The organism is Bacillus sp. FSL M8-0071 (assembly GCF_037975455.1).
Classification (GTDB): domain Bacteria; phylum Bacillota; class Bacilli; order Bacillales; family Bacillaceae; genus Bacillus; species Bacillus subtilis.
Genome location: NZ_CP150256.1, coordinates 4,068,828 through 4,090,113, shown reverse-complemented (window position 1 = coordinate 4,090,113; position 21,286 = coordinate 4,068,828). Strand labels below are relative to the sequence as shown.

26 protein-coding genes and 2 pseudogenes are annotated in these 21,286 nt (G+C 41.6%); 15 read left to right on the top strand and 13 right to left on the bottom strand.

All coding sequences use genetic code 11. The annotated features are described in order from the left end of the window. Positions 1-31 precede the first annotated feature (31 nt). Positions 32-1,408, top strand: a complete 1,377-nt coding sequence (tet(L), locus tag MKX71_RS21080) for a tetracycline efflux MFS transporter Tet(L) (RefSeq protein ID WP_339231608.1) — start codon at positions 32-34, stop codon at positions 1,406-1,408. Positions 1,409-1,510: 102 nt separating this feature from the next. Here tet(L) and MKX71_RS21075 read toward each other — a convergent pair. From MKX71_RS21075 to MKX71_RS21065, 3 genes and pseudogenes are all read right to left on the bottom strand, one after another. Then, positions 1,511-1,661 (bottom strand): annotated as a pseudogene (locus MKX71_RS21075) (DUF255 domain-containing protein). 258 nt (positions 1,662-1,919) lie between these two features. After that, positions 1,920-2,486, bottom strand: a complete 567-nt coding sequence (locus MKX71_RS21070) for a dihydrofolate reductase family protein (RefSeq protein WP_086344548.1) — start codon at positions 2,484-2,486, stop codon at positions 1,920-1,922. Positions 2,487-2,644: 158 nt separating this feature from the next. Continuing rightward, a complete protein-coding gene (locus tag MKX71_RS21065; RefSeq protein WP_086344547.1) occupies positions 2,645-3,001 on the bottom strand; it encodes an MmcQ/YjbR family DNA-binding protein in 357 nt (118 codons plus the stop codon). Between the two features lie 397 nt (positions 3,002-3,398). On the opposite strand from MKX71_RS21065, the gene satA reads away from it, so the two are divergent. Continuing rightward, positions 3,399-3,920: a streptothricin N-acetyltransferase SatA gene (satA, locus tag MKX71_RS21060; protein ID WP_339231607.1), complete on the top strand. Its 522-nt coding sequence runs from the start codon at positions 3,399-3,401 to the stop codon at positions 3,918-3,920. A gap of 51 nt (positions 3,921-3,971) precedes the next feature. On the opposite strand, the gene MKX71_RS21055 is transcribed toward satA, so the two are convergent. Next, positions 3,972-4,589, bottom strand: a complete 618-nt coding sequence (locus MKX71_RS21055; RefSeq protein WP_326131555.1) for a YitT family protein — start codon at positions 4,587-4,589, stop codon at positions 3,972-3,974. Position 4,590: 1 nt separating this feature from the next. After that, positions 4,591-5,031 carry a GNAT family N-acetyltransferase gene (locus MKX71_RS21050; protein WP_326131557.1) on the bottom strand — a complete coding sequence of 147 codons (441 nt, stop codon included), beginning with the start codon at positions 5,029-5,031 and terminating at the stop codon, positions 4,591-4,593. A 119-nt stretch (positions 5,032-5,150) separates the two neighbouring features. Here MKX71_RS21050 and MKX71_RS21045 point away from each other — a divergent pair, with 119 nt between their 5' ends. The 3 genes and pseudogenes from MKX71_RS21045 to MKX71_RS21035 form a co-directional block, all read left to right on the top strand. After that, positions 5,151-5,603, top strand: coding sequence for a MarR family transcriptional regulator (locus MKX71_RS21045; protein WP_003226875.1), 453 nt, complete (start codon positions 5,151-5,153; stop codon positions 5,601-5,603). Positions 5,604-5,772: 169 nt separating this feature from the next. Continuing rightward, positions 5,773-6,435 carry an MBL fold metallo-hydrolase gene (locus MKX71_RS21040; protein WP_339188243.1) on the top strand — a complete coding sequence of 221 codons (663 nt, stop codon included), beginning with the start codon at positions 5,773-5,775 and terminating at the stop codon, positions 6,433-6,435. A gap of 16 nt (positions 6,436-6,451) precedes the next feature. After that, positions 6,452-6,592, top strand: a pseudogene (locus MKX71_RS21035) (LysR family transcriptional regulator); the annotation flags it as partial. A 24-nt stretch (positions 6,593-6,616) separates the two neighbouring features. Here MKX71_RS21035 and MKX71_RS21030 read toward each other — a convergent pair. The 3 genes from MKX71_RS21030 to MKX71_RS21020 all read right to left on the bottom strand — a co-directional run bounded on the left by MKX71_RS21030 (position 6,617) and on the right by MKX71_RS21020 (position 8,514). Continuing rightward, a complete protein-coding gene (locus MKX71_RS21030; RefSeq protein ID WP_212128738.1) occupies positions 6,617-7,096 on the bottom strand; it encodes a DUF2798 domain-containing protein in 480 nt (159 codons plus the stop codon). A gap of 82 nt (positions 7,097-7,178) precedes the next feature. After that, positions 7,179-7,622 carry a GNAT family N-acetyltransferase gene (locus MKX71_RS21025; RefSeq protein ID WP_003226881.1) on the bottom strand — a complete coding sequence of 148 codons (444 nt, stop codon included), beginning with the start codon at positions 7,620-7,622 and terminating at the stop codon, positions 7,179-7,181. Positions 7,623-7,635: 13 nt separating this feature from the next. Next, positions 7,636-8,514 carry a LysR family transcriptional regulator gene (locus tag MKX71_RS21020; protein ID WP_038429957.1) on the bottom strand — a complete coding sequence of 293 codons (879 nt, stop codon included), beginning with the start codon at positions 8,512-8,514 and terminating at the stop codon, positions 7,636-7,638. Positions 8,515-8,701: 187 nt separating this feature from the next. Between MKX71_RS21020 and MKX71_RS21015 the strand changes: the two genes are divergently transcribed. Further along, positions 8,702-9,916: an MFS transporter gene (locus MKX71_RS21015; protein ID WP_339231606.1), complete on the top strand. Its 1,215-nt coding sequence runs from the start codon at positions 8,702-8,704 to the stop codon at positions 9,914-9,916. Between the two features lie 32 nt (positions 9,917-9,948). Here the strand turns inward: MKX71_RS21015 and MKX71_RS21010 are convergent, their stop codons facing one another. Beyond that, positions 9,949-10,788 carry a pentapeptide repeat-containing protein gene (locus tag MKX71_RS21010; protein ID WP_015250796.1) on the bottom strand — a complete coding sequence of 280 codons (840 nt, stop codon included), beginning with the start codon at positions 10,786-10,788 and terminating at the stop codon, positions 9,949-9,951. Positions 10,789-10,933: 145 nt separating this feature from the next. On the opposite strand from MKX71_RS21010, the gene MKX71_RS21005 reads away from it, so the two are divergent. Next, entirely contained in the window at positions 10,934-11,323 is a 390-nt protein-coding gene (locus MKX71_RS21005) for a nuclear transport factor 2 family protein (RefSeq protein ID WP_131228302.1), read from the top strand. Between the two features lie 67 nt (positions 11,324-11,390). Further along, positions 11,391-12,179 (top strand): hypothetical protein, encoded by a 789-nt coding sequence (locus tag MKX71_RS21000; RefSeq protein ID WP_339231605.1) that lies wholly within the window; start codon positions 11,391-11,393, stop codon positions 12,177-12,179. Between the two features lie 37 nt (positions 12,180-12,216). Here the strand turns inward: MKX71_RS21000 and MKX71_RS20995 are convergent, their stop codons facing one another. Together MKX71_RS20995 and MKX71_RS20990 are read right to left on the bottom strand one after the other, a co-directional pair. After that, on the bottom strand, positions 12,217-12,954 hold the full coding sequence (locus MKX71_RS20995; RefSeq protein WP_326209170.1) for a MerR family transcriptional regulator: 738 nt from the start codon (positions 12,952-12,954) through the stop codon (positions 12,217-12,219). 159 nt (positions 12,955-13,113) lie between these two features. After that, the gene (locus MKX71_RS20990; RefSeq protein ID WP_014478548.1) at positions 13,114-14,424 is read right to left on the bottom strand and encodes an MFS transporter; all 1,311 of its coding nucleotides are present in this window, start codon (positions 14,422-14,424) and stop codon (positions 13,114-13,116) included. A 100-nt stretch (positions 14,425-14,524) separates the two neighbouring features. Between MKX71_RS20990 and MKX71_RS20985 the strand changes: the two genes are divergently transcribed. Together MKX71_RS20985 and MKX71_RS20980 are read left to right on the top strand one after the other, a co-directional pair. Continuing rightward, positions 14,525-14,845 carry a hypothetical protein gene (locus tag MKX71_RS20985; RefSeq protein WP_339231603.1) on the top strand — a complete coding sequence of 107 codons (321 nt, stop codon included), beginning with the start codon at positions 14,525-14,527 and terminating at the stop codon, positions 14,843-14,845. An 11-nt stretch (positions 14,846-14,856) separates the two neighbouring features. Next, complete coding sequence (locus tag MKX71_RS20980; RefSeq protein WP_076457341.1) at positions 14,857-15,303, top strand: DUF6376 family protein; 447 nt, start codon at positions 14,857-14,859, stop codon at positions 15,301-15,303. Positions 15,304-15,335: 32 nt separating this feature from the next. Here MKX71_RS20980 and MKX71_RS20975 read toward each other — a convergent pair whose 3' ends face one another. After that, entirely contained in the window at positions 15,336-16,265 is a 930-nt protein-coding gene (locus MKX71_RS20975; protein WP_003226902.1) for a manganese-dependent inorganic pyrophosphatase, read from the bottom strand. Between the two features lie 205 nt (positions 16,266-16,470). Here MKX71_RS20975 and hypR point away from each other — a divergent pair, with 205 nt between their 5' ends. Further along, positions 16,471-16,848: a transcriptional regulator HypR gene (gene hypR / locus MKX71_RS20970; protein WP_014478546.1), complete on the top strand. Its 378-nt coding sequence runs from the start codon at positions 16,471-16,473 to the stop codon at positions 16,846-16,848. Between the two features lie 29 nt (positions 16,849-16,877). On the opposite strand, the gene cotF is transcribed toward hypR, so the two are convergent. Further along, a complete protein-coding gene (gene cotF, locus MKX71_RS20965) occupies positions 16,878-17,360 on the bottom strand; it encodes a spore coat protein CotF (RefSeq protein WP_003243364.1) in 483 nt (160 codons plus the stop codon). 145 nt (positions 17,361-17,505) lie between these two features. Here cotF and MKX71_RS20960 point away from each other — a divergent pair, with 145 nt between their 5' ends. The 4 genes from MKX71_RS20960 to rplI all read left to right on the top strand — a co-directional run bounded on the left by MKX71_RS20960 (position 17,506) and on the right by rplI (position 21,271). Beyond that, positions 17,506-17,655: a hypothetical protein gene (locus MKX71_RS20960; RefSeq protein ID WP_003226909.1), complete on the top strand. Its 150-nt coding sequence runs from the start codon at positions 17,506-17,508 to the stop codon at positions 17,653-17,655. Positions 17,656-17,879: 224 nt separating this feature from the next. Then, positions 17,880-18,809 (top strand): YybS family protein, encoded by a 930-nt coding sequence (locus tag MKX71_RS20955; protein WP_003226911.1) that lies wholly within the window; start codon positions 17,880-17,882, stop codon positions 18,807-18,809. Positions 18,810-18,845: 36 nt separating this feature from the next. Beyond that, positions 18,846-20,825, top strand: coding sequence for a cyclic-di-AMP phosphodiesterase GdpP (gene gdpP, locus MKX71_RS20950; RefSeq protein WP_003242517.1), 1,980 nt, complete (start codon positions 18,846-18,848; stop codon positions 20,823-20,825). Further along, a complete protein-coding gene (gene rplI / locus MKX71_RS20945; protein ID WP_003226915.1) occupies positions 20,822-21,271 on the top strand; it encodes a 50S ribosomal protein L9 in 450 nt (149 codons plus the stop codon). The genes gdpP and rplI overlap by 4 nt, the downstream gene beginning before the upstream one ends. Positions 21,272-21,286: the final 15 nt, after the last annotated feature.

Here is a 21,286-nt window from a genome sequence, read left to right as displayed (position 1 = left end):
TGCGTCTGCCCTCATTAATGGAGGGGAAATTGTGAATACGTCTTATTCACAGTCAACTTTACGGCACAATCAAGTTTTGATTTGGCTTTGTGTTCTATCATTTTTCAGCGTATTAAATGAAATGGTTCTGAACGTCTCATTACCTGATATTGCCAACGAGTTTAATAAACTGCCAGCAAGTGCAAACTGGGTGAATACTGCCTTTATGTTAACCTTCTCCATTGGAACAGCTCTATATGGAAAGTTATCGGATCAGCTGGGCATTAAAAAGCTGCTTCTATTTGGGATTATGGTAAATGGCTTTGGGTCGATCATTGGATTTGTTGGACACTCTTTCTTTTCTATACTCATTCTAGCCCGGTTTATTCAAGGGATTGGTGCAGCCGCATTCCCAGCTCTTGTGATGGTTGTCGTTGCGCGCTATATTCCAAAAGAGAACAGGGGGAAAGCATTTGGCCTGATCGGGTCCCAGGTAGCAATGGGAGAAGGTGTTGGGCCAGCTATTGGCGGAATGGTTGCTCATTATATCCATTGGTCGTATTTGCTGCTTATTCCAACTGCAACAATTATCACCGTTCCATTCCTTATAAAATTGTTGAAAAAGGAAGAGAGAATAAGAGGACACATTGATATGGCAGGGATTATATTGATGTCTGCAGGTATCGTATTTTTTATGCTGTTTACAACATCTTATAGATTTTCTTTTCTGATCATCAGTATTCTTGCTTTCTTCATATTTGTAAAACACATTAGGAAAGCTCAGGACCCTTTTGTTGACCCTGAATTAGGGAAAAACGTCTTTTTTGTGATTGGAACCCTTTGCGGAGGACTAATATTTGGTACAGCAGCAGGATTTGTCTCTATGGTTCCTTACATGATGAAAGATGTTCACCATTTAAGTACTACAGCAATTGGAAGCGGCATTATTTTCCCCGGAACAATGAGTGTCATCATCTTTGGTTACATTGGGGGATTGCTTGTTGATTGGAAAGGTTCCTTGTATGTACTAACTATTGGAAGTGCATTGCTTTCTTCGGGCTTTTTAATCGCTGCCTTTTTTATAGATGCAGCACCATGGATCATGACAATTATAGTAATTTTTGTTTTTGGAGGGCTATCTTTCACAAAAACAGTTATATCTACAGTTGTGTCTAGCGGTTTGAAAGAAAAGGAAGCGGGCGCTGGAATGAGTTTGCTTAATTTCACGAGCTTTTTATCAGAGGGAACGGGTATTGCGATTGTAGGCGGTTTATTATCTATCGGCTTCCTAGACCATAGGCTGCTGCCTATTGACGTTGATCACTCTACCTATTTGTATAGCAATATGCTCATACTTTTTGCAGGAACCATTGTTATTTGTTGGCTAGTAATCTTGAATGTATATAAACGTTCGCGGAGGCATCGCTAAATGAGTGAAAGGGTCAATCTTGTGAAAGTAATCCAAGGTTGATCCTTTTTTGTAAAATGAATAAACATGGCATCAATAGCATGTTCTTTAGATTAGCCATCGTTAGCTATACCCCATAGATACGAGAACAGGCTTGTTTTCGCGTTTCGCTTTTTCATATGATTCTTCTCCCCAAGGGAACCAGTCCACAGGGTTATGAGCATGTTGAAGTAAAATAAGTAGACTTCTCAGCGATTAATTCTATTGGATTTATTGTTAGTGGGCATAGGATCACCTCTTAGCCGATTTACTTAAAAGAGGGAGAATGAAATATACTATAATGTTTAATTATGTTAATGTGTCCTTTCCAGTCTTCTTTTCTTTTAATACAAGAGAATGGATATTTTTAGCTCTGTTAAAGTTGATAATTCAATAGTATTAAGGGGAACCCATTGGAGTCCCCTTTAGTTCAATAAGAAAAATAACTGTCGAGTGTTACCTTACAATGTATATTTTGGAGGGAAAGATTTTTTTAGCCATTCCAATGATAAACGATTTGCACAACGCCAGAGGAAAATGTTCTTGTATTCACCATTTTTAAATTTATCCTCTGTTTTACATCAATAAACAACGGTTTTCCTTCTCCCAAAACAACAGGGTGAATAGATAATCTAAATTCATCAACAAGCCCCAAATTTATAAAAGTTGTAATGAGACTCGCTCCACCATATAGCCAGATGTCTTTGCCAGACTTTTTCTTCAATTTATTTACTTCTTCAAGAATATTATCATTTATAAATATGGCTTGATTATCAATCTCATTTTGTGTTCTGGAAAAAACATATTTCTTTTTACTATGAACCAATTTCCAAATTTCCTTTTCTGTATCAGGGTCTTCATTTTTTGGAATATATTGTCCCCATAAATCGTAGCTTTTTCTGCCATATAAAATAGTATCAATTTGATTTAAGAAATCAGTAAACCCCATATCAGGGTCCATAATGCACCAATCAACTTCTCCATTTTTCCCTTCAATAAAACCATCTAAAGTAACTGCTAAATCTAAAATGATTCTTCTCTGTTTTAAGTTATTTGTCATAACTATTCATCCTTTTCCATAAGAAGTTGGTAGAAATTCTTCTCCCACTCACACACCAGATCGACTAAGTTGCGTTTATGGACAAAGTGAAGAACAATATCTAAAATGAAAGTGCCCACTACTCTCCGCAGCTCGATTAGCAGGAACACTCTTTATCTTCACTTGGTTAAATGAAAGCTCTGCTCGATTAAGTTATAGATTTCGCCTTCTGGATCTGTCCGTTCTAAAACAATTGAAATCCAATGTTCCTTATCCATATGATATCCGGGTAAGATATTTTCCCCGTTTCTTAAGCTATCACTTATGTCAGGGGGACATTTTAGATTTAGAATATCTATTTCGCCATGACCATCCAAGCCTAATTTTTCTGGGAGAACATTCATGATAAGACCGTACCATTTTTTGTTTGATGTATGTCTCAAAGAAGCATAGTTTGGGTATTTCTCCCACGGGTAATCAGGCGATGTACCGTATTTTTCTTTGACGTGTTTAAAGATATCTTCTCTTGTTAACATACTCAATCACTCCTTTATTCACTCTACTTTCTTCTTGAAAAAATCAAAGAGCGATCCTTGGTTGTCCTTTGGATACTTCAATAGAGATGTCACCAATGGCAGAAGCTGTGTCAAAGCTTCCTCTCTCCACGGATACTAGTCAACAGGGTTGTGGGCGAGTTGAAGGAAGTATGATATTTCTCATTGAGTTTATTGTTAGTGGGCATAGGTTCATCTTCTTTTCTCTTGTTTCTATTCCTTTTTACTGTACCACAAGCCTCTGTTGAAATACCTCATTAAGATAGTGAAATATATAAGGTAATGGATGCCTTACCTAGTGCTGTTCTCTTTTGGAAGCTGTTATTGAATAGTATCGAAACGAGTTTACTAAATATTATCTCGATTGGCGGGGATTGATATGATCATTAAAATGACTAAATTGAATATGAAAGATTTCAATAAACCAAATGAACCTCTCGTTGTTTTTGGGAGAATGATACCTGCTTTTGAAAACGGTGTTTGGACATATACTGAGGAACGATTTTCTAAACCTTATTTTAAACAATATGAAGATGATGAAATGGCTGTTAGTTATGTTGAAGAAGAGGGAAAAGCGGTTTTTTTATATTATGTTGAAAACAACTGCATAGGCCGGATTAAGATTCGTTCTAACTGGAATGGGTATGCACTAATAGAGGACATTGCCGTTGCAAAAGACTATAGACAAAAAGGCGTTGGAACAGCATTATTACATAAAGCGATTGAGTGGGCAAAGGAGAATCGCTTTTGTGGTCTTATGCTTGAAACACAAGATATTAATGTTTCAGCTTGTCGTTTTTATGCCAAACATCACTTTATAATAGGTGCAGTTGATACGATGCTTTATTCCAACCTTCCAACAGCAAATGAAATTGCGATTTTTTGGTACTATAAATTTTAATTTATCATAAAATTATTGAACGAAACGCAGCTTGTTTTGCGTTTCGTTTTTTCAAAGAAGAGGTTTTTTAACCCCTTCTTTTTTTGATAAGAATTGTTTTTCCACAATAGGCATAAAAACGTGAAGGAGCATTCCTCCTAAACAGACGGTTAATAGGGTTCCGATGCCGATAGGGCCTTTAAAGATGATGGCTAATAATAAGAAAAGAGCGTATACCAATGTTCTTGAAAACAAGATTGTTCTTTTGGAGAGATCTCGGATAATAAGTGTTAAATGATCGATGGGTGTTGATGCGAATTTCGTCTGAAGATAGATGGCTGTTCCAAGACCGATGAGCACCAAACCAATTCCGAAACAAATCAGTTTGCTTAACAACGCGTTTAGATAGAGGGTGTTTTTTACAACAAACAACCAAAGATCAATGCCTATTCCAGTAATGAATGCTGTAATCAAGCCCAGCAAAATAGGTTTTTTTCTCGTTAATATAGCGTTGCAGATTAAGAGGATCACAGAAATAAGGACCTCCCAGCTTCCTACGGTAAGTCCGACTTCTTTTGACAGACCCACCAAAAGGGCATCGAAGGGTGATGTGCCCAGTCCTGATTGTATGGTTAAGGAAATGCCCAAACTTAATATGAGTATGCCTAATCCGTAAAAAATATATTTCATGTTAAATCCGCGATATGTCTTTTGTCATCAGGACGTGAGGGATGCCGTCTTCCATAAATTCCTGTGAAGAAATCTGGTAGCCCAGTTTTTGATAAAAGCCTGCTGCTTGTGTTTGACCATGCAGCTTACATGCAGTCAGTCCTTTTTCTTTTATGATTTCTTCTAACCCGCTTACGATGACTTTTCCCAATCCATACTTACGGTAAGGTTTTAGGATGCAGATTCTTTCCAGCTTTGCTGTATGGTCAACGATGCGCACACGGCCCGTGCCGACAGGCTGATTCTCATGATATATCAAGACATGCTGGCATTGTTCCTGGAGCGTATCAAATTCATCGAACTCTTCGGATTCCGATACATGTTGCTCCTCAATGAAAACCGTCTTTCTAATATTCAAAGCTTCATGTAAATCAGCTTCAGTTGTTATTCTTTTTATATTCATTATGAATCAATCCTTTTCTGATATTAGTCTGGACTGTACAGCATGCATGTGGTCTTATAATAGTAAGGTTAAAACATTTTTGTTGTAATTGCAACAAAAATACGTGAGGGGTTTTAGGAATGAATGATATTTTGCGTGAGATCGGCATGATAGCAAGAGCGTTGGATTCCATAAGCAACATCGAATTTAAAGATTTGGACTTAACAAGAGGGCAGTATCTCTATCTCGTACGTATATACGAAAATCCGGGAATTATTCAAGAAAAATTGGCGGAAATGATAAAGGTGGACCGGACAACGGCCGCGCGGGCCATTAAGAAGCTGGAAATGCAGGGATTTATTCAAAAACTGCCAGATGAGCAAAATAAAAAAATAAAAAAACTGTTCCCGACTGAGAAAGGGAAAAAGGTATATCCATTGTTAAGAAGAGAAGGAGAACATTCCACGGAAGTGGCCTTGTCCGGTTTTACTTCAGAGGAAAAGGAAACCATTTCTGCACTCCTTCATAGAGTGAGGAAGAATATAGAACGTGATTGGGAATATGTGAAGAAGGGGAACAAAAGGGATTATTAATGGACAATGTTAACAAGTCGAGCTGATCTGGCGAAAATCGGCGTCTCCTCCTCAAGAATTCCAGTCCGCTGGAGTGTGGGACCATTTTCAAGATAATCTGCCTTGAAAATAGGCCGTTCACTTCTGTTTTCTTTTGAACTATCAAAAATCTCCAAAGGGAGTGGTTTGCGTGAACTTGAGACAATTATCAGAACATGTCTATCAATGTGAATTTGAGCTTGATGTGCCTCTTCGTATTCCGGTTCATACCTGGTTTATCAAAGATGGTGATGATGTTTATATTGTTGATACGGGAATAGAACGTTTTGCTGATGCTCAAATTAGGGCAGCGTTAGCGATCGGCAATCCAAAAGCCATTTTGCTTACCCATGGCCACAGTGATCATATCGGAGGTGCATCAAAATGGTTAGAGAGATTTGATATTCCGATTTATGCCCACCAGAAAGAACTTATATATATCAATGGAGAAGCGCCTTATCCGAACAAAAATGAAGTGGAGAACACAGGGGTAGCCCATATTGTCCAGCCGCTGACGGAGCAAACGCTTGCTCACCTGCCTCTGAAATACTATTTAACACCTGGCCATTCTCCGGGGCATGTCGTGTATGATCATAAAATCGATCGTACGCTATTAACGGGCGACCTTTTTATCACAAGTAAGGAGGATTTACACCCACCTATAAGAAGATTCAGTGTTGATATAAATGAGAACATCGATAGCGGCTCAATCATAGATCAAATCAAACCAACGCTCATTTGCTCTTCACATGGCGAAGAAATTCTTTATAACGAAGAATTGTATAAAAACTATGTGGTAAGGTATAGGGATTAATGGAAGTCAAAAACATAAGCTGAAAATTCTTCAGCATGGTGAAGCCCTCGATCCGATTTACTCACATCTGTTACTCAAAAAGAAAAAATGGCAGCTGCCTGCCGCGGAGGCTTTTGCGGAGCTTGTTTTACATTCGATTCATGAGCAAAAGGAGTGAGTGTCAGGCTCACTCCTTTTCTATTTAAATTGCGGCTGTGAGCTTTGGTTTTACAAATTTCATGAAAATCCCTCTGACTAATGGGCCCATAATCAGTAATTGCAATGGATAGGCCAGGATGAAATTTTTCAACACAATCATAAGATAAGCACTGAAGAGGCCGTCCCCGTTCAGCCCATTTGCTAGAACCGCTGTCACTAAACCGAACACAGACATACAAAGTACCATGCCAATCACCATACAAGTTGACATGGCAAGGATGACATAAATTTTTTTAGTCTTGTCGAACGGCATGCGGAATGCAATCTTCTTGGCGAGGGGGCCCACTAACAGTAAATCTAACAGGAGGGCGACCATAAAACCGATGACCATTTCAAAAACGGTCATCAGTGAAAAATCCTGAATGGCTCCGTTGATGATGGCATTGTAAATCGACATGACGCAGACCATTCCAAAACACATCATCACGCCAAATATAAGGCCTTCTTTTTTATTTGCTGGCATACAATCATTCCTTCTCTCCATAATCGATGATTAGTATACCAATGAACTGTTCATGCTCATAAGTGACAAAATTGTGAACAATCTATAGCGCAGAATCGTCTTGTTTTGTCATCAGCACATGCGGAATGCCGTCCAGCATAAATTCTTCTGATGCAGTCCGATAGCCGAGCTTTTCATAAAAGCCTGCCGCCTGTGTCTGGCCGTGCAGTTTGAAGGCAGAAATGCCTTGTTCTTTCACAATACGTTCTAATGCATCGACGATCACTTTTCCCAAACCGAATTTGCGGTAAGACTTCAGAATGCAGATTCGTTCCAGTTTCCCCGTGTGGCCAACGATACGGACACGTGCAGTGCCAACAGGTACATTCTGATGATAAGCCAGGATGTGCTGGCAATCACCGTGGAGTGTATCGAACTCATCGAATTCATCCGAAATGGGACAGCCTTGTTCCTCTACAAATACTGCCTTTCTGATTTCAAAAGCTGTATGTAAATCCTGTTCTGACGTGATTTTTTTGACATTCATGTTTGAATCCTCTCTACTCAGAAAAATGGCTGATCACATATTGTTTAAAGGTCTCAGCAACCGGTGATAAAAACCTGCCTTTTATCCAGGCAATTCCTATGACACGCTGACATTCCGGCCAGCTGACGCGGATTTTGGTGATTTTGCTTTGGTCTAAGCCTTTCAGGTCTGGGAGAATAGATATGCCCAGTCCGGCTGCCACAAAACCTGCGGCAGTAGCTGCTTCTTCTCCTTCAAACATAATGTTCGGCTGTATATCGGCCTTCTCAAACAGCTCATCGACCGTCATCCGAAGCGCATAGCCCTTTTTCAATAAAATAAAACGCTCCCCGGCAATCTCATTCAGGGTAATGCTTTCGCGACTGGCTAATGGGTGATCATTTGGCACAAATACAAAGAGTTCTTCACTCCACAGCTTGATCCATTGGATCGGATTTTCAGGCTTAATCGAAGCGAGGAGACAGAGGTCCAGATCCCCGGATTTTAATCGTTCAAGCAGCCAATAAGAGTGGTTTTGCTTCAGCTGGAAGGAAATGTTGGAGTATTCCTGCTGAAAGGAGCCGATGAGATCGGGCACGAGCGTGGTGCCTAATGTATGTAAAAAACCGAGAGAGACTACGCCTTGGTCTGGCTTTAATAAGGCTTGGATTTCTTCTTTTCCTTCGGTGTACTCCTTCATCATCGCCTGAACCCGCCGCAAAAAAATGTGTCCGTATTGATTTAAGCTGATGGATCGTCCTTGCCTGTCAAATAGCGGCACACCCAAATGATTTTCCAGCCTGGCGATAGAGCGTGAAAGCGCAGGCTGTGTGATGGAGAGGCTTTTTGCGGCTTTCGTGACGTGCTGCATTCGGGCCAGTGTTTGAAAATATTCAAGTTGTTCCCATTCCAATTATCATCCCTCCTTTATTACATATAAGCATGAAAATGATATTTTATATGCATTATACAACATATATCAACGGTGCTAAGATAGTAATATAAACAGACTCGAGGATGTTTGAATTCGGAAGAAATAAAGGATGATTGTTTATGAATGGCAGTGCTCCACTACATGGTGAGGGACCGATAAAGTCCCGATGACATACATTCGAAAAGGCACACCGGTTTTTCGAAAAATTACGTTTGCTTTCTTCGCTGCGGGTTTCAATACATTTGCGATTCTATATTGCGTACAGCCGCTCATGGAGGAATTCACGCGGGAATTTCATGTAACGCCTACTGCGGCGAGTCTTTCTTTATCTGTTACCACAATGCTGTTAGCTGTGAGCATGCTTGTCTTTGGTTCATTATCCGAGGTGTGGGGACGCAAGCCTATTATGGGTATTTCCATGCTGGCCGCATCGGTTCTCTGTCTGGCATCGGCCTTCAGTCCGAACTTTCATACACTGCTCGTATTGAGAACCGTTCAAGGCGTTGCGCTCGCAGGCCTTCCGTCGATTGCGATGGCTTATCTTGGGGAAGAAATTGAACCCGGAAGTCTTGGATCAGCGATGGGGCTATATATCAGTGGAAATGCAATCGGCGCCGTTTTCGGAAGGATCGTTTCCGGGCTCCTGAGCGAGTACTTGAATTGGCATATGGCGATGGGATCAATTGGTGTCATTAGTTTGATTGCTAGTGTTATATTTTTTATGAATTTGCCGCCATCCAGGCATTTTACGCCAAGAAAATTGAAGCTCGGGAAATTGGGAATGTCTCTGATCAGCCACTTGAAGGACCGAAAACTATTCAGCTTGTTTCTCATTGGTTTTTTGCTGCTCGGAAGCAATGTTGCCTTGTTTAATTACATTGTGTATGTGCTGTTGGGCCCGCCGTATTCGCTTAATAAAGCATTTGCCAGCTGGATATTTATTGTGATGATTGTAGGCATTTTCAGCTCGTCTTTTATTGGAAGAATGGTTGATCGATATGGCTATCCAAAAATACTGGTGATGAATATTTTCATCGTCATTGCAGGTGCTTTATTCACGATAAACAGTATGCTGGCAGTGAAAATTCTGGGGATTGCCCTCTTTACATTCGGTTTTTTCGGCGGACATTCAGTTGCCAGCAGCTGGGTGGGCAGGAGAGCCCTTCATAACAAAGCACAGGCTTCATCGCTGTATTTGTTCTTTTATTACGCCGGTTCAAGTGTTTGCGGAACAGTCGGAGGGCTATTCTGGTCTGCTTTTCACTGGCTGGGCGTCGTCGGTATGATCACCTTCATGCTGCTGGTTGCGTTATGGCTGTCGGGATACTTGGCAAGAAGTGTGAAAATGTCGGATAAAAGGAACGAAAAAGGATTGAATTGATCAGTAAAAAAGGACCGTTAGCGGGTCCTTTTTTATTTCCAATGGGCAGGGGTTCGTACAGACAGCGGCAGCTTTGTATTCGAATCGCCGTTGGCGGCGTTCACCTGTGCCTGTGTCAGAAAGATGCTCCCGGTCAGGTCGGCGCCGCTGAGATCAGCGTCTCTCATATCTGCACCGATAAAGTCTGTCATTCTCAAATCGGCATTTCTCAGATCGGCGGCTATGAGCAGCGCCCCTCTTAGATTTGCTCCTCGCAGATCAAGCCCTTTCAGTTTCGCGCCGATCAGGACACTTCCCCGGCTGACCTTTTTCGGGAGTTTTGGATGGCGGGCTTGGGCACGCACCAGCTCACTTGTTTTTAACAGCCATTCATTGACCTCAGCTCGATGCTCGTCCACCTGCAGTGTCAGCAAGCGTTCTTTGCTGAGTCTGGTGAGCCTTTCTATTTTTTCGAAACTGGTTCTCAGTTCAGGATGAATCGGCTTGGCTATATCTATAGAAAGAGCTTCATGTAAATACCAGAGCATTTCGTGCAGCTGCTGCATGATAGGAAAAACGTCAAACATCTGGTTGGCCGTTTCGGGGCTGTTTCGCCAATCCTTTCCCTCATAAGTGATTTGGGATACTTTTTGGCCGGCGCCAAAGCATTCATATGCAGAGCAGCCTCGAAATCCTTTTTCTCTGAGATCTTTATGTATAGAACATTGATAGTTTGATTGTAAGTTGCGGCAAGGCGTGCCCCCGTCTTTATCAAAAGCAAAATCTGCCGACTTCGCATAAGGCAAGGCGACACAGCACAGGCCAAAACAGTGCTGGCAATCCGCACTTAAATCATGATGTATATTGTCATGTAACGTTACTTCCGCAGACAATAATGTTCACCCCTTCACTTGGGTACTTTGTTAAATATATCTATTTGATTATATAGGAAAAAAGGATACTTTTCATTTTGTTTTCAAGGTTTCAGTGGTCTAGCGATGTATAATATATCCAATCATGATGATTGGGGGAATTCATTTGGAACAGCAATTGAAAGACATCATCTCTGCGTGTGATTTGGCAATCCAAAATGAAGATTTTGATACACTGATGAATTATTATTCGGAAGATGCCGTTTTAGTTGTGAAGCCGGGCATGATCGCGCGAGGCAAGGAAGAAGTCAAAAAAGCGTTTATCACGATTGCGAACTATTTCAATCATCATATTGTCCCGACACAAGGGAAAATGATCCTGTTGGAAGCAGGTGACACGGTACTCGTTCTTTCTCAGACACTGCTTGATTCGGATAAAAAGGACTCCGAGTATGCGATGGAAAGAAGGGCGACCTATGTATTTAAGAAGAATGCGCAAGGCGAGTGGCTTTGTGTAATCGATAATTCATATGGTACGGATTTAATTGGTGTGTAAGATATGTCTTTGATGTGCCATTCCTGCATATAATGATTCATTCAGCTGATTAGGGAAGGTGACACAATTGAATGTGTATGACATCAGAATGGCTCCTTATTGGTTTTATGAAAGCAGAGGACTTGTTCAACATCCATACGTATTTCGGCAGCCTGTCTCCTCACGTGCAATCATTGCATCTACCCGCGGCGATGTAACGGGAGACGGCGTTATTGACGAGATCTTTCTAACTGGAAATCAAATGCCCGGCAGCCCGTTATGGAGAAATATCACATTGGTGATCCGTGATGGCAGAACCCATCAGGAGCAGCAGATTCAGCTTCAAAACAATATGGGATACAATCCGTCACTTTTTCTGGGGGATATGACAGGCGACAAGATTGAGGATGTGGCAGTGGTAATAGATACAGGGGGAAGCGGCGGTGCTATTTATGCATACGTGTTTGCCTATCTAAACAGGCAGTTTCGGCGAATTTTCAATTCAGATGTATTGAATGATGAATTAAAGTACAGTGTGAGGTATCAAAATCAATATAAAGCGAGCGTCATCAGTCATCAGCAAAACGAAATATATATCCTCGACCTTACTTACAAAGGCAGGGAATATTTGAATGAGATTTATAACAGCCAAGGTGTGTTAAAAATGCCGATAGAAGGATGGGTGAATCCTTTATCGGGCTTGTATCCGGTTGATTTTGACAGAGACGGCGTATACGAATTATTGGCGTACCAGCGGATAGCGGGAAGGTATAACGCCGACTCATTGGGATATGTTCAAACCGTATTGAAATGGAACGGACGGCGTTTTGCCGTTGACCGGCAGAATGTTTCGATTGTTGGCGGTGCTGTCTCGTAATCCTGATGGCTGTCACCCTATAAAGGGTGACAAAACACTACAGGTGTTCTGCAACGACAACCAAATAATAAGATAAACCGGTTTGCTGCTCTTCTAACATTCCTCTATGGAAATCATCTTGCATAAAAAAACGTGTTTGTTTTACGTAATCTTCTTTACTTGTCGGATGCCCGTTCTGATTTAGGAACTTAAGATGATTCATGACATGCTCTTGCACGGAAGGGTCATGATACGTTACACCATTTCTTAAAAAATCAGCCATCCTATCAAGAAAATGTTTAGCCTCTATTGCCATTTTGTTCATTTCATCGACATTGATTGTATGTGTATCCAATTCAAAATCGTAACGCTCTTTTAAATACCCATTTTGTTCTGCTAAAGATTGTTTCCATTCTTCAGCGCTTTCAAATCCTTTAAACATTACCTTATGATCCATGTTTTCACCTTTTCTCGTGTATTCTAAAGATGTGTTGACTGTTTGAATGAGACGCTGATACTTTTCAATTTTCTTTTCAAACAGCTTTTTTTGTTTTTCTAATGTACTTGTTCTTTCAGCATCCTCATTTAATAATCTTTTGATTTCTGACAAAGGAATATCTAATTCTTTGTAAAAAAGGATTTCCTGCAGTCTTTTTAGTTCTTCAGCACCATAGTACCGATATCCGGCTTCGCTTATTTCCTTTGGGGCTAGCAAGCCGATTTTGTGGTAATGATAAAGCGTTTTGATTGTGACATTCGCAATATTGGATAGTTCTTTTACTGTTAATTTCACCATCGGACTCCTCCTTTCTTCTTTCACTATGAGGCCTTACCTTTGGTTGGAGTCAAGGATAAAATGGTGGTGTTTTCGTCCGAAGACAGCCTAGTGAATGTGGGAGAAAGAAAATAACACCTGGCGGATTCAAAGAAAAGAGTGCTTTTCAGCAAGCACTCTTCATTCCAGTTTAATTCGTTTTACATCCCCTAATACAAACACATAAAAAACCAATCCCAGCAACAGCACAAAACCAGCTACCAGAAAGCTGAGGGTAAAGGAGCCTGTCACATCAAACAAATACCCTGTCAGTGACGCAGCAATAATGCCTCCGAACAGGTTGTTTGCGAGATTCACCATGGAGCTCAGCATGGATACGGAACCGATCGGCGCGAGTTCTGCGGAGATGGACCAGCCGACCGGAGCGGTTGCTGAAATTCCGGCGAGTCCGATGGAAATGCAAATAATGGCTACGGTAATATTGTTCGTCAGAATGGAGCCTAAAAAGAAAAAGCCAAAGCTCATTCCGACTATGATTACGGTTCGGTACACCTTGGTGTTAGGATAGCCTTTCTTAATAAAATAATCGACGAGCCAGCCGCCGACGGCAATTCCGGAAATGGTTGAGATCAGCCACGGCACTGCCGTAAATAAACCGGACGACATGAGATCCATACCGTATGTATGTTTAAAGAAAGTCGGAAGCCAGGTGAGCAGCAGGTTGAATGTATACCCGTACCCTGTAAATCCGATCATTAAGCCCCATACTTTCCGATTGGTGAAAAGCTTTTTTAAAAGCGGGCCCGTTTTGTAAGGGATTTGCTCTGTTGTAATGGCATTGTGTTTTTGAATATAGTTTAGTTCACTTTTAGAAATGCGTTTGTGCCGTTCAGGCTGTTCATAATACTGCCAGAAAAAGATCGTAAACAGCACATTGATGCATCCAATCGTCAAAAAAGCGACACGCCAGTCAAATGTTGTGACAAGAAAAGCGACCAATGGCGCGCCGATTACATTTGAAAACTTGGCGGCCGAATCGAACAGTGAGTTTGCCAATCCCCGCTCACTTGGAGGAAACCAGAGAGCGGTTGCTTTAGAGGCAGCAGGGAACGCAGAGGCGCTCGTCAGCCCAATGAGAAACCGGAACAGATACAACAGCAATTTTCCTTGCAAAAAAGCAAGAAGGATCGTTAAAAAGCTCCATATTGTCATTCCAACCCTCGTGACCCATGCGACCCCAAAACGGTCCAGCAAACTTCCGACAGGCAGCTGCATCAGTGTATAGGAATAGGTGTAAATGGAAAACACGATGCCGAGTTCAGTTGCAGTAAGGTGAAACGAATCTTGTATCGCAGGGGCCGCTACCGAGATGGCCACTCGGTCAAAATAATTAAGAATAATAATGCCGCTAAGTAACGAAGATATGTACCATCTGGTATGCCCAGGCCGTTTCACGCGCTCTTGACTCATGATGAAAACCTCCTCTGTCATAGCATGATCTCCTGATAGAAAAACCATTCAAATTTTAAATACCACAGCGCGCTTTTATATAAACGGCAGGAATTTGACTGGAACAGATCGGTGCTTTAGAATGAAAGTAATAAAAATGAACACTCCAAAGGGGAGTAGCTTTCACAGTAAAGTCGTCATTACGGGACAAGTTGTCCTCGGCTTTGCTGGCAATCTCATTGTTAGCGAGACCTTTGCCAAATCTGATTTGGTGAAGGTCTTTTTGTTTCAGGAACTTCACCAAATTGGTGGAGTTTTTTCATTTTTATCAAAAAGGGAGAGGAGCATCAGAATGTCTAAGCTGAAAAAGTGGCTGAAGCGTGAATTGGTGAGGAAAGGGCTGCCGTTAGCGAAAGAGAAAGTGATTCCGATCTTAAAAGAAAAAATGAAAAAGAAACGATGAGGGGGCTGAAGATGAAGATCATTTTGACAATACTTGCCGGAGTGGGACTTTTGAGTGCAGGCGGATGTGGCATGCTTGATCAGGTGAACGACGGATTGAACTATACGAGTGAAGCAGCTGGTTATGTGGAGAAGGTGAAGACATTTGCAGAGGAAGCGCCTGAATTGGCTGAGAAAGCTGTAAATGACACCGAGGCGAAAGAAAAACTTGAAGCGCAGCTTGAGTCGATTCAGAAGGCTGCCGCTGATTTTAATGAATTAACGCCGCCTGATGCCGCAGCGGAGATTCATCAAACCATTCAGGAACATAACGAAACCTTGCAGAAAAGCGCTGAAGAGGTGTTGAAACAAGCAGAGGAAGGCAAGGTATCGCTTAAAGAATTGGAGCAGTCAGACCTGGTCCAAAACGCAAAGCAAATTACTGATGTGATGGGACAAATTGAGAAGCTGGGTGAATAAGAAAAAGCATCCCGACAAGGGATGCTTTTTGCTTATTCAGCCATTGCGTCTGTTAAGACAGGAACGACTTGTTTTTTACGGGAAACAACGCCTTTTAAGAGGGCTGTGTTGTTTTCTAATGTAACGTTGAACGCTTTTTCCACTTTCGCTGCTTCGTTACCGATTGCAAGAGCAAGTGAATCATTTTCTAAGATATCTGTGATAACGAGAAGGAACAGATCAAGATTCTTCTCAGCCACAACTTTTGAGATCACAGCTTCTAATTCAGCTTGGCGTTTTTTCACATCTTCAATGTCCACTGTGTTTACTTGTGCGATTTCGACTTTCTTGCTGCCAAGCGTAAATTCTTTCGCATCAAGAGAAATGAGCTCTTCCACTGTTTTTTTGCTTAGATCAGCGCCTGCTTTCAACATGTTCAAGCCGTATTCTTCAGCATCTACGCCAGCGATCTCCGCAAGCTCTTTTGCTGCTGCTACGTCTTGGTCCGTGCAAGTTGGAGATTTAAATAACAGGGAATCAGAAATGATCGCAGACAGCATAAGGCCGGCAATTTCTTTCTCGATTTTCACGTTATTCTCTTTGTACATTTTGTTTAAGATGGTAGCCGTACAGCCTACAGGCTCAGCACGATAGTAAAGCGGCTCAGCTGTTTCGAAGTTAGCGATGCGGTGATGGTCGATAACCTCTAAAACCTGAACCTCTTCAATGTCTTTGATGCTTTGCTGGCGTTCGTTATGGTCAACCAGGATAACGCCGTTTACTTCGTTTGCAGCTGTTTCAACAAGACGCGGGCTTTCTTGTTTGAAATAGTCAAGCGCGTATTGTGTTTCGCCGTTGACTTGTCCGAGACGGACAGGCTCAGCATTGAAGCCGAGTTTGTTTTTCAAATCAGCATAAGCAATCGCAGAACAAATCGTATCTGTGTCTGGGTTTTGGTGTCCGAAAATAAGTATCTTTTCCATGATAGCTCCTATCCTTTTTTTAAGTAGTGTAATCTTTATATAGTTTAACACGTCTTGCTGCAGGTGTAATCATGCAAACCCTTAAAAATTGATGTGAATAAGAAGCATTTTCTTTGAGCTAGGGAGAAAAGGTGTGTAAAATACTGGGTAGCTTAGTTGCAAAATGTAATGTAGTATCAAAAAAGGTACTATTGGAGGGTCAAGAATGAGTGGAAAAAAGAATATATACCCGAACAAAGAAGGCTGTCCAGTTGAATTTACTCTAGATGTCATTGGCGGAAAGTGGAAAGGAATTCTTTTTTATCACATGATAGATGGCAAGAAACGATTTAATGAGTTTCGGCGAATCTGCCCGAGTATTACTCAAAGAATGCTTACTCTTCAGCTGAGGGAGCTGGAAGCGGACGGCATCGTGCATCGTGAGGTTTATCAACAGGTGCCGCCCAAGGTTGAGTACTCTCTGACGGAATTCGGGCGAACGCTTGAACCGATTGTTTTGCAAATGAAAGAATGGGGAGAATCCAACAGAGACGTGCTGGAATCTTATCGTTCGAACGGTTTACTGAAGGATCAGCAAAAATAGCAGCAAAGGGAACTCCTTTGCTGCTTGTTTTATTTCATTGAAATGGCTCTGTTGGCGTTTCTGACATCGTTTTTCAACAGTTCAGAAAGGTTGTAAGACGGATAATATCCATGCTGATACATGTATCGATAAACTTGGGCGTGCAGCTGGATGGCAGCATTCAGCTGTTTGACCAGTACGTTTCTTAATTGAGGTGTTGCTGTTTCTGTAATTGCGATGGCATAGCTGCGGACAGATGTTTTGGCAAAACCGAGCAGATCACCGCTGTAAAATGGGTTATCTGCGCGTTCTTCTTCCTCATCCTCTCTGTGCGGAGCCTGTGGAAAGAACGGAAGAAGCTCTCTCAAATTTTGCTCAACGCCCTGAATAGACACGTTATAAAGCTGTCTGAGCTGAGGGTCTTTTACTTCTCTTATCATTTTCTTCAGTTTAATGAGTCCGTTTGATTGAAAAGCAACCAGCTCGTGCATTTCTAATGTTTCATGCCAAGCCAATGTTCTGCGTTCATCCATGTGAAAATTCTCCTTTATCGATCAGATTCCATATCAGCATATGCCCAACGCTCAATGTTGTTCATGATGTTTTGAAGTTTATAAAAAGGGAAATTCACCTTATATAGGATACGGGTTGAGAACATGCACAAAGAGGTGAAACACAATGTGGGACATGATAAAGAACTTTTTCTTGTTTAGCAGCGGCGTTCTGCAAGCAACAACCCTTTTACTGGTGATCTTAATTTTTATGTATGTCAGAAAAACGAAAAAGAAAAACAAGGAATCTTCTGGCTTTATGGATGATAAACATTAATTGTGATGGGCATTCTTTTCAAAGAATGTCTTTTCATTTTTTATGTTTCACATGAAACATTAGCGTCATTTTACTTGCGATTTGGACTTATGTTAAAATATAAAAGTAAAATTTAGAGATGATATAAAAACATTCGGTGCAACGTATGTTGCAGCGATGAAAAAGAGCAGTCGTTTATGCTGCTCTTTTCTATTCGTATGTTCAGGATGATACGAGGTGACTAAGTGAAACAAACGAGAGCTTTAATGGAAGGTGCTATTTTAATCAGTCTGTTTGCGATCATCACGCTTCTGGTCGTTTATGTTCCTGTGATTGGAACAATTCTGTTATTTGCACTGCCGCTGCCAATGATCTTGTATACGATCAGACATGGATTGAAGCTAGGGATATGGATGGGCGCTGTCAGTCTTCCGGTTGTTTTTATTGTCGGGTCCTTTAACGGGCTTATTGTAGCTTTTATGTCAGCTTGCGCCGGCATTGCCATGGGACATTTTTTCAAAAGGAAAGAGCCCGGGCACGCCATTATTTCGGGCGCTCTTATTTATATGCTTAGTATTGTCTTCTATTTTGTGATAAGCATTCAGTTTTTGGGTATCAATATCATTGATGAGGCGATGACACAATACCGGCAATCTCTTGATATGGTAGAAACTGTAGCGAAGCAGTCGGGCAATGCTGGACAGTTTGAGAAGCAATTAAAACTGATGGAAGAACAATTGGGTATCGTTCAATATCTTTTTCCAACAGCTATTGTGATGGTAGGAGTTATTTTTTCTTTCCTCAGTTACCTTATCGCTAAGCCGCTCTTAAGGCGATTCTCCCCCGATATTCCTAATCTAAAGCCTTTTAGAGAGTTGAAGTTTCCGCAAAGTGTTGTAGTACTGTATTTGATTATTGTCATGCTTTCATTTTTGCCTTTAGAAAAAGGCCAAATGCTGTACTCTATCGCTTTAAATGGGGAGTTTATACTCGGGTTTCTGATTTTCATCCAAGGTTTATCATTTATCTTTTTCTATTGCCATAAGAAACAATATCCAAAGGCTGCGGCTGTGATTGCTGTCATACTTGGATTTGTGCATCCGGTCTTCATGGCAGCCATTCGCATTTTAGGCGTTTTAGATATGGGCTTTCATATAAGGAATAAGGTGAAGTGAACATGAGTTTTACTCACATGGTGGGGAGTGATAGAAATGCCAAGCTTTTATGAAAAACCGCTGTTTCGGTATCCCATCTATGCATTGATTGCTCTGTCAATTATTACAATCCTCATCAGCTTTTATTTTAACTGGATATTAGGAACCGTCGAAGTGCTGCTGCTGGCAGTTATTTTGTTTTTTATTAAGCGTGCTGATTCTCTTATTCGACAAGAGATTGATGCTTATATTTCTACGTTGTCCTACAGGTTGAAAAAAGTCGGTGAAGAGGCATTGATGGAAATGCCGATTGGAATCATGCTTTTTAATGACCAATATTATATAGAATGGGCAAATCCGTTTCTTTCCTCTTGCTTTAATGAAAGCACTTTAGTGGGGAGATCACTTTACGATACTTGTGAATCGGTAGTGCCGCTTATCAAACAAGAGGTGGAATCGGAAACGGTTACATTGAATGACCGCAAGTTTAGGGTTGTCATCAAACGGGATGAGCGTCTGTTATATTTCTTTGATGTAACAGAACAAATTCAGATTGAAAAGCTATATGAAAACGAAAGAACCGTCCTGGCATATATTTTCCTTGATAACTATGATGATGTGACACAAGGATTGGATGACCAGACGAGAAGCACGATGAACAGCCAGGTGACATCTTTGCTGAACGCTTGGGCGCAGGAGTACGGGATCTTCTTGAAAAGGACGTCTTCAGAACGCTTTATCGCTGTACTTAATGAACACATCTTAACTGAACTCGAAAATTCGAAGTTTTCGATTCTTGATGAAGTGCGGGAAAAAACCTCGTTTGACGGTGTAGCGCTGACGTTAAGCGTCGGTGTCGGGGCTTCAGTCTCTTCCCTGAAAGAACTTGGCGATTTGGCGCAATCCAGCTTGGACTTAGCACTGGGACGCGGCGGAGACCAGGTAGCCATTAAGCTGCCAAACGGCAAGGTGAAGTTTTACGGCGGTAAAACAAACCCAATGGAGAAACGAACAAGGGTGCGGGCCCGCGTGATTTCTCACGCCTTAAAGGAAATCGTCACCGAAAGCAGCAATGTGATTATCATGGGGCATAAATTCCCCGACATGGATTCTATCGGCGCAGCGATCGGGATTTTAAAGGTGGCTCAGGCAAATAACAAAGATGGTTTTATCGTGATTGACCCAAATCAAATCGGATCAAGTGTGCAGCGTTTGATTGGGGAAATCAAAAAATATGAAGAACTGTGGTCAAGATTTATTACGCCTGAAGAAGCAATGGAAATTTCCAATGATGACACACTGCTTGTGATCGTTGATACACATAAGCCGTCACTCGTCATGGAGGAACGGCTGGTCAATAAAATTGAACATATCGTGGTCATCGACCATCACCGAAGAGGTGAGGAGTTTATCAGAGATCCGCTGCTCGTTTATATGGAACCATACGCTTCTTCCACAGCGGAATTGGTGACAGAGCTGCTTGAATATCAGCCGAAGCGCTTAAAAATCAATATGATTGAAGCAACAGCCCTATTAGCTGGTATAATAGTGGATACAAAGAGCTTTTCTCTCCGCACGGGCTCGCGGACTTTTGATGCGGCTTCTTATTTAAGGGCAAAAGGCGCCGACACGGTGCTGGTGCAGAAGTTCCTGAAAGAAACCGTTGATTCCTATATTAAACGGGCGAAGCTGATCCAGCATACGGTCCTCTATAAAGATAACATAGCGATTGCTTCTCTTCCTGAAAATGAAGAGGAATACTTCGATCAAGTGCTGATTGCGCAGGCTGCCGATTCGCTGCTGTCGATGAGTGAGGTTGAGGCTTCATTTGCGGTGGCGAGACGGGATGAACAAACGGTTTGTATCAGTGCGCGGTCGCTTGGCGAGGTAAATGTTCAGATCATCATGGAGGCCCTGGAAGGCGGAGGGCATTTAACAAATGCGGCGACTCAGTTGTCCGGCATTTCAGTTTCTGAAGCGCTGGAACGGCTGAAGCACGCCATAGATGAGTATTTTGAGGGAGGCGTACAGAGATGAAGGTTATTTTCTTACAAGATGTAAAAGGAAAAGGAAAAAAAGGCGAAGTCAAAAACGTAGCAGACGGTTATGCGCATAACTTTCTAATTAAAAAAGGCCTCGCGGTTGAAGCGAACGCGTCAAACATCAGCGCGCTAAACGGACAAAAGCAGAAAGAGAAAAAAGAAGCCATTGCTGAGCTTGAGCAGGCTAAGAGCTTGAAAGAGACATTAGAAAAACTGACTGTTGAGCTTAGCGCAAAATCAGGTGAAGGCGGCCGTTTATTTGGTTCAGTGACAAGCAAGCAAATTACTGAACAGCTCCAAAAAGACCATAACATTAAAGTAGATAAGCGGAAGCTTGAACTGCCGGACGGCATTCGTGCATTAGGATATACAAACGTGCCTGTGAAGCTGCATCCTGAAGTGCAGGCTGTGTTAAAGGTACATGTAAAAGAAGAAGCTTAATAGAAAAGAGGCTTG